The 7,947-nt window shown below is 38.1% G+C and carries 5 protein-coding genes (1 of these 5 running past the window's edge); 3 read left to right on the forward strand and 2 right to left on the reverse strand.

What is annotated here, in order from left to right; translation table 11 throughout:
* The first annotated feature begins 13 nt into the window (after positions 1–13).
* The gene (treC, locus tag GYM71_RS00515) at positions 14–1,681 is read left to right on the forward strand and encodes an alpha,alpha-phosphotrehalase (protein WP_220220501.1); all 1,668 of its coding nucleotides are present in this window, start codon (positions 14–16) and stop codon (positions 1,679–1,681) included.
* Between the two features lie 147 nt (positions 1,682–1,828).
* Here the strand turns inward: treC and GYM71_RS00520 are convergent, their stop codons facing one another.
* The gene (locus tag GYM71_RS00520) at positions 1,829–2,839 is read right to left on the reverse strand and encodes a D-2-hydroxyacid dehydrogenase (RefSeq protein WP_220220502.1); all 1,011 of its coding nucleotides are present in this window, start codon (positions 2,837–2,839) and stop codon (positions 1,829–1,831) included.
* Between the two features lie 375 nt (positions 2,840–3,214).
* Between GYM71_RS00520 and GYM71_RS00525 the strand changes: the two genes are divergently transcribed.
* Together GYM71_RS00525 and GYM71_RS00530 are read left to right on the forward strand one after the other, a co-directional pair.
* Positions 3,215–4,042: an exodeoxyribonuclease III gene (locus GYM71_RS00525; RefSeq protein WP_220220503.1), complete on the forward strand. Its 828-nt coding sequence runs from the start codon at positions 3,215–3,217 to the stop codon at positions 4,040–4,042.
* 88 nt (positions 4,043–4,130) lie between these two features.
* The gene (locus tag GYM71_RS00530) at positions 4,131–6,980 is read left to right on the forward strand and encodes a DEAD/DEAH box helicase (RefSeq protein WP_220220504.1); all 2,850 of its coding nucleotides are present in this window, start codon (positions 4,131–4,133) and stop codon (positions 6,978–6,980) included.
* Positions 6,981–7,067: 87 nt separating this feature from the next.
* Here GYM71_RS00530 and GYM71_RS00535 read toward each other — a convergent pair whose 3' ends face one another.
* Positions 7,068–7,947 carry the 3' portion of a serine hydrolase domain-containing protein gene (locus tag GYM71_RS00535; protein WP_244986832.1) on the reverse strand. Its footprint extends 254 nt past the window's final position, so 880 of the gene's 1,134 nt are visible here — the last part of the coding sequence; the start codon falls outside the window, past its right edge; the stop codon is at positions 7,068–7,070.

Consider the following 7,947-nt stretch of genomic DNA (forward strand, 5'->3'; position numbering starts at 1 on the left):
TTAGGAGAAAAGTATGACCGCTCTGGGAAAAAAAGTAATTTATCAAATCTATCCTAAGTCTTTCTATGATTCAAATAATGACGGGATTGGTGACCTTCGTGGCATTATTGCTAAGATTGATTACATTAAAAAATTAAATGTTGATATGATTTGGTTTAACCCCTTTTTTGTGTCACCACAAAATGATAATGGCTATGATGTAGCGGACTATTACAAGATTGATCCGCTATTTGGTACCATGGCCGACTTTGAAGAACTAGTTGCTAAGCTAAAAGAAATTAACGTTGGCATTATGCTGGATATGGTACTTAATCATTGCTCAACTTCTAATGAATGGTTTCAAAAGGCACTGGCAGGTGATAAAAAATATCAAGACTATTTTTATTTGCGTAAAGCCAAAAAAGATGGCAGCTTGCCAACTAATTGGCAAAGTAAATTCGGTGGCCCAGCTTGGAGCAAGTTTGGTCAAACGGATTATTATTATCTTCATCTTTATGATCCGAGCCAAGCTGACTTAGATTGGCATAATCCAGAAGTGAGAAAAGAAGCTGCCAAAGTAGTTAATTTTTGGCGAGGAAAAGGTGTGCAAGGATTCCGCTTTGATGTCATTAATGTCACCGGAAAAGCAGAAACGCTCGTTGATTCGACCAATCCGGTTGAAGAAAAAGCTTTATATACTGATACGCCCGTGGTTCATCAATATCTCAAGGAATTAAATCGAGCTAGCTTTGGTCAAGATCAAAATAGTGTTACTGTTGGTGAAATGTCATCGACAACTATCGAAAATTCGATTGAGTATACGAAACCAAGCGAGCATGAGTTATCGATGGTTTTTAATTTTCATCATTTAAAGGTCGATTATCAAAATGGCCAGAAATGGACAAAAGAACCATTTGACTTTATGCAATTAAAGCAAATTTTCACTTCGTGGCAGGAAAAAATGGACGAAGGAGGAGGCTGGAACGCACTCTTTTGGAATAATCATGACCAGCCAATGGCCATTAACCGGTTCGGGGCAACGGGCAAGTACCGTGTGAAATCTGCTGAGATGCTCGCTGCAGCCCTACATTTAATGCGTGGAACGCCATTTATTTATATGGGTGAAGAAATTGGGGCGGTCAACCCAACTTATTCGTCAATGAAAGACTATGTCGATATTGAGAGTATTAATGCATTTACCGAATTAAAAAAGGCCGGAATGAGTGAGCAAGAAGCCTTTGAGATTGTTAAAACAAAATCTCGCGATAATTCGCGGACACCAATGCATTGGACTAAAGATCAATATGCAGGTTTTAGCAAGCACAAGCCGTGGCTAATGCCAACAGGTCAAGCTGAAATTAACGTTGCACAAGAATTGAAAGATGGTGAAATCTTCAATTTTTACCAAAAGCTGATCCAATTGCGTAAGAGTGAGGAGTTAATTTCGGACGGACATATCAAAATGTTTTTAAACAATGATCCACAAGTTTTTGCTTATGTCCGTTATTTACAGCACCAGTCGCAAAAGATTGTTGTGCTCAGTAACTTTTATGGTAAAAAACATGAAGTGGAACTGCCAGACGGCTTGAAAAATCAGCAAGTCGAAATTTTGCTTAGTAATTATGCCAAGACTAGCTCTACTTTAGGGGAGAAAATTAGTCTTCGACCATATGAAACTTTGGCCGTTAAACTGGCAAAGTAATTTTTAGCATAATAAAAAGACGCCTAGATTTTTAAGTAAATTCTAGACGTCTTTTTTAAGTAAAAGAGGTATCAAGTAAGTAAATTGCTACCTTTTTTTAAAGTCAAATCATTAAATGTGTTTAAGAAGGGAAATAAGTTTATGAAATTAAAATTCTTTATCTAAATCAACTGGAGTATCAGGTTTTTCACCATTGATTAACTTCAAGTTGTTGTCAAATGAATTGATAACCATGTTACGAACAGCATGTGTTGTGTAGAAAGCTGTGTGTGGAGTTACCAAAACGTTTGGACGAGCAATTAAATCTGCTAAACGCTTATCAGGCAATTCTTTGTTGCTGAAATCTTCGTTGAAGATACCAACTTCACCTTCGTAAGTATCCATTACAAAGCCGAAGATTTTACCTGAATCAAGACCACGAACAATAGCATCAGTGTCAACAAGTGGACCACGTGATACGTTAACGATAACTACGTCGTCTTTCATCTTCTTGATTGAGTCGTCATTGATCATGTGGATGTTTTCAGGAACATCAGGTACGTGAAGTGAAATGACATCAGATTGAGCATAAAGTTCGTCTAAAGTATCAACGTAGTAGCCCTTCTTCTTAAGAATAGGGTTTTGGAAGATATCATAAGCGATAACCTTAGCGCCAAAGCCTTCCATAATTCTCATAAATACTTGACCAATGTGACCAGTACCGATAACACCAACAGTTTGGTCACGAACTTCACGACCAATTGTAGGTGCCCAACGGAAGTCGTGCTTAGCAAGTTTTTCATCCATTGCCTTGTCTTGACGCAAAACTCTTGCAGCTTGAATAGCAGCGTGTTCAGCAATAGCATCTGGTGAGTAAACTGGTACGTTAGTTAACTTGAAGCCAAGTTCTTTAGCTTTCTTCAAGTCAATGTTGTCAATACCAACGTTACGAATTGACCAGTTGTGAATACCAAGCTTGTCTAAAGCTTCAATGGTATCTGCCTTATAGTCTAATTGTTGGTAAGTTACAACACCATCAGCACCGTTAGCTAATTCAGCAGTTTCTGGAGTCAAAAGTTGATCAGTGTAATCAACTTCGACATCTGGATGAGCGTCTTTCCACTCGTGGACATATGGCTCTTCGTCTTTACGAATCGCATAAGCATAAATTTTAGTCATAAAATCTAACCTCCATAAATCGTTATTACTATCTCTTGTGCTATTATACACTTGTACTAGACGAATTAAAAATACAAAATTGTGAAATGGATCATTTTGAAAAAACGCTCAGTTTGTAACAACCGCTTACATTTGCAGAGTACCAGTTAATCAAGAAAGAAAAATAATTTATTGGATTTTTACCTAAAGTCGTGAAATTTGTAACAATTTTATAATTACTTAAATATTTTTAAATGTGCTTAAAATGATTTTTGGGGTTAGGCTGCTGGCAGAATTATGTTCTGTTTACTAAAAATTGCCAAATTAAGTTAATGAAGTTGTGAGTCCGTTTTAAAAAACTATATAATGTATAAGATGGATACAAAGGAGAAAAATATGATCTTAATTTCGTGGAATATTGATTCACTGAATGCTGCGTTAACGGGGACTTCTTCTAGGGCTGTAGAAACACGGAAAGTTTTAGAAAAAATCCATGAGCAAAACGCGGATATTATTGCAATTCAAGAAACTAAACTTCGGTCAACAGGACCAACAAAAAAGCATTTAGAAGTGTTAACAAACGAGTTTCCGGAATATGAAATTGTATGGCGTTCATCAGAAGAGCCCGCTCGTAAAGGCTATGCTGGTACGATGTACTTATATAAAAAGGACTTAGAGCCGACGGTTACTTTTCCTGAAATTGGTGCACCAGAACCAATGGACCAGGAAGGCAGAATCATTACGCTAGAATTTCCCGCTTATTTTGTTACACAAGTTTACACGCCTAATTCAGGAAACGGGTTGAAACGTCTAAGTGAACGACAAGTTTGGGATGAAAAATACATCGCTTATTTGAAGCAGCTGGATAAGCAAAAACCGGTGTTAGCTTGTGGCGATTATAACTGTGCTCATGAAGAAATTGACCTGAAGCACCCCGAAACAAATCATCACTCTGCTGGTTTTACTGATGAAGAGCGTGAAGATTTCACCCAGCTTCTTAATGCTGGTTTTACTGACTCTTTTAGAAAAATCAATGGTGACGTTGAAGGCGTTTATTCTTGGTGGGCGCAAAGAGTTAGGACAGCGAAGGCTAATAACTCAGGCTGGAGAATCGATTATTGGATTACAAGCAATCGAATTGCCGATAAGGTGACTCGCTCAGAAATGATGGATACTGGTGTACGTGCAGACCACTGTCCAATATTGTTAGATATTGACTTGTAAATAAAATTTGAGAGAAATCCTAATGACTGGATTTCTCTTTCTTTATATTATAGATAGAAAAATAAGAAATTTAGAGGCATAAAAATCAATGAATGAACCACTGCAAGATGCCATACTTAATGGTCTCTATGATCAATCATACCCTGGCCATGAGCTTCTCAGTCCTAAATTGTTGCAGAATAATCAAAACGACAACATTTGGTTAACCTTGCGGCAGGAACTGCTCAGTTGCCGCTCATTCACATGGGCAGTTGCATTTATCACACAGGATATGCTCGTCCCCTTAAAAGTCGTTTTGGCGGATTTGGCACGAAAAAATGTTTCCGGGACCTTAATTACGGGTGATTATTTAGCTTTTAATAATCCCCGCGTTTTTCATGAATTAATGAAAATTACTAATCTGACGGTTAAAATTGCCCCTAATACGGGCTTTCACGCAAAAGGCTATCTTTTTGATCATGAGAATTGGGAAACTCTTGTCATAGGTAGCGCCAATTTCACGCGAGCAGCTCTTCTTAGTAATTATGAGTGGGCGCTAAAAGTCAGTTCGAAAGAAAATGCAGCTTTAACTGAGCAAATTAAGCAGCAATTAGAGCAACTTGATGAAACTAGCCAGCCATTAACTACTGCTTGGTTAAGTGAATACGAAGCTAACTGGGTTAGCCCTAAGCCAAATGCTATTCAGACTCGCTTTACCCCAACAAAAATACAGAAGATAACCCCGAATCAGATGCAAAAAGAGGCTCTAAAGGAGCTAACGGGCTTAATTGCTTCGGGACAAAAGCGAGGATTGATTGTTTCGGCGACCGGTACCGGTAAGACATATTTGGGAGCTTTTGCAGTCAAGGATTTTCATCCTAAGAAATTTTTGTATGTGGTACACCGGGAACAAATTGCCAAGAAGGCATTAGAAAGTTTTTACCAGGTAATTGGCGGTGATCGCAAAGATTATGGTCTATTGACAGGGCACAAGCACCAACTTGAACGAAAGTATGTTTTTGCCACTGTCCAAACTTTAAGCCAGCCCGAAATGCTCGCTAATTTAAGTGCAACGGAATTTGATTATATTCTAATTGATGAAGCCCACCGGGCAGCGGCTCCCAGCTATCAGCGGGTCTTTGCTAAATTTACGCCGCAGTTTTGGCTGGGGATGACGGCTACGCCCGAACGAATGGATGACCAGGATGTTTACCAGTTATTTGATTATAATTTAGCTTATGAAATTCGGCTCCGTGGCGCGTTAGAAAATAAGATGCTTGCACCATTTCATTATGTTGGGGTAGAAGACTATGAAGTAGATGGGGAAAGCATTGATGAAACGACTAATTTGCGTAGGCTCCTTGCGCCTAAGCGAGTTGATTACGTACTAAAGCAGCTCGATTATTATGGTTATTGCGGTAAGCAGGCTAAAGGCCTGATTTTTTGCAGTAGGCAGGAAGAGGCCCGCGAATTAGCGCAGATTTTTACGGCTAAAAACCATCCGGCAATTGCCCTGACTAATGAAGATAGTGAAAAGCGGCGAATGCAGGTAGTTAAGCAGCTCGAGCAAGGAAACATTGAATATATCGTTACTGTTGATCTTTTTAACGAGGGAATTGATATTCCGGCACTGAATCAAATAATTATGTTGCGCAATACCCAGTCTAGTATTGTTTTTATTCAACAGTTAGGCCGAGGATTGCGTAAATATCCGGGCAAGGACTACGTAACTGTCATTGACTTTATTGGTAATTATAAAAACAATTATTTAATTCCAATTTCTTTAAATCAAGATAATAGTCGAGACCTGGACAAGGCACGTGAGGAAAGCAAACTACCAGGATTTATTGATGTTTCAACTATTAACTTCAGCCAGGTGGCTTCGGCAAAGATTTTAGCTTCGCTAGATCGCATTAAACTTGATAGTATGAAAGAATTGCGTCAGTCATATTTGGATTTAAAGGAAAAAATTGGGCGACCACCGCTTTTGCTTGATTTTTATCATTATGGTTCAACCTCGCCAATGGTTTTTGCTAATAATCATGCCTTAAAACACTACGGCCAATTTCTAGTAAAAATGGGTGAACCGGTTGCCTTGAATAAAGAACAAAGTGCTATTTTATCTTTTGTTACGAAAGAATTACTCAATGGCAAGAGACCGCATGAATTAGTTTTATTACAATTATTATTAGAAAAAGACAAGGTAACTCAGTCAGAATTTGAAGAAGCGTTAGCTAAATATAATGCATATATTAATCCTGCAGTACTCAACTCCGTTGAAGATATTTTGACATTAAGCTTTTTTGACATTAAGCAGGGTAAAACGACCAAAAAAGAGCAGTATGGCAATCACGCTTTAATCGAACGCCCAGATTTGTTTACTTATCTGCTCGCACCTGAATTGAAACAAGCGCTACATGATAGTCAAGATTTTTACCGGCTGTTTTTGGATGCAGTTAAAACAGGCTTGGCGCTTAACCGAGACTATGATAACCAAGAGCAATTTACGCTTTATCAGCAATATGATCGTAAAGATGCTTGCCGCCTATTGAACTGGCCTAAGGATGTTTCGGCCCCAATGTATGGCTACCGGGTTGATAAAAATGAAACCCCAATTTTCATCACTTATAAGAAAGATTCTGCCAAAAAGCGAAGTGCTTTGTACCATAATACGCTTGAAGATGGACGCTCTTTGCGATGGTATACGCGCTCGCCAAGGCACCTGGATTCTGATGAAGTAAAGCGATTGTTAAATACGCCCGACATGAAATTACACATTTTTGTTAAAAAAAGTGATGCAATCGGTAAGCAGTTTTTCTATTTGGGCCAAGCTAATATTCAAAAAGAAACGGTTAAAGAAGAGCAGCTGGGACCAAAGAAAAAAGCAACTGTGGGGATGAACCTGCTGCTTAATAAACCACTACGAGCTAAAATGTACGAATTATTATTTGCAGACTAAAAATTTATCAATTCAACTAAAAAAACTCCTATCTGGTATTTGTTGTTACCAAATAGGAGTTTTGATTTTTAACAAAAAAGAGATTATTTAACGTGAGACAAATGTATTTGGCTTAATATGTTGAAGGATTTCGTAACCAACATCTTTTTCGGCATTTTCATTATCATTAGTTTGATTTAAAAACATGACGATGCCATTTTGATTATCGGTAGTCAATTGTACCCACGTGCCAAAGTGCATACCGTAGAAACTTCCGTATGCGCTTTTTAGCGATTCGTTTTGCTTGAGATACATTCCCCCGCAATACTCAGTGATTTTGCTGTTTAAGTGTGTCAAATAGTGAAAATCACTTTTATCTAAAATTGAACCGTCGCTTAACCCAACTTGAATGCGGTAGTATTCATCTGGCGTAGTAAATAAGTTGCCGGCTCCCGGTATTTGCGAGGCGAGGCTTGCTTTGATGTAATTGGCATTTTGATAATTTTTCCCGCCATTTGAATAATAAGAAATAGGATCTGTTATTCCTTTAGGGATGTTCTGGTAAAGGTAAGTATTCTTAAGACCTAATTTTTGAATTATTCTGGTTTGGATGTTTTGTTCATAAGATAGTCCGGTAATTTGGCGAATAATTCCAGTTAACAAAATAAAATTGCTGTTGTTGTAATGATAAGTTCCAACATTATCGGAAGGCGAATTATTGATATTTTTAACGACCCAATCAAGAGCGTCTGCTTCTGAATAAACAATTCCCCGGTTTATTTCTGTTTTAGCAGCTGTGATGCCAGATGTATGCGTCATTAAATTGCCAACAGAAATATTATTGGCATTTTTCAAGTTAGGGTACCAACGTGAAATTTTAGTGTTTTGGTTAAATGCCTTGTCAGTATTTTTGGTTTCGTTAATTAGCTGGACAATGATTGCAGCGGTGATTACTTTTTGTAAAGAAGCTGTTGGATAAGTGACCTTG

Source organism: Lactobacillus panisapium (assembly GCF_019469265.1).
In the GTDB taxonomy this organism is placed as follows: Bacteria; Bacillota; Bacilli; order Lactobacillales; family Lactobacillaceae; genus Lactobacillus; species Lactobacillus panisapium.

What these genes read in the sequence shown, in the direction of transcription:
- treC (WP_220220501.1), top strand. Translation starts at nt 14, where the DNA reads ATGACCGCTCTGGGAAAAAAAGTAATTTATCAAATCTATCCTAAGTCT.
- GYM71_RS00520 (WP_220220502.1), bottom strand. Translation starts at nt 2,839, where the DNA reads ATGACTAAAATTTATGCTTATGCGATTCGTAAAGACGAAGAGCCATAT.
- GYM71_RS00525 (WP_220220503.1), top strand. Translation starts at nt 3,215, where the DNA reads ATGATCTTAATTTCGTGGAATATTGATTCACTGAATGCTGCGTTAACG.
- GYM71_RS00530 (WP_220220504.1), top strand. Translation starts at nt 4,131, where the DNA reads ATGAATGAACCACTGCAAGATGCCATACTTAATGGTCTCTATGATCAA.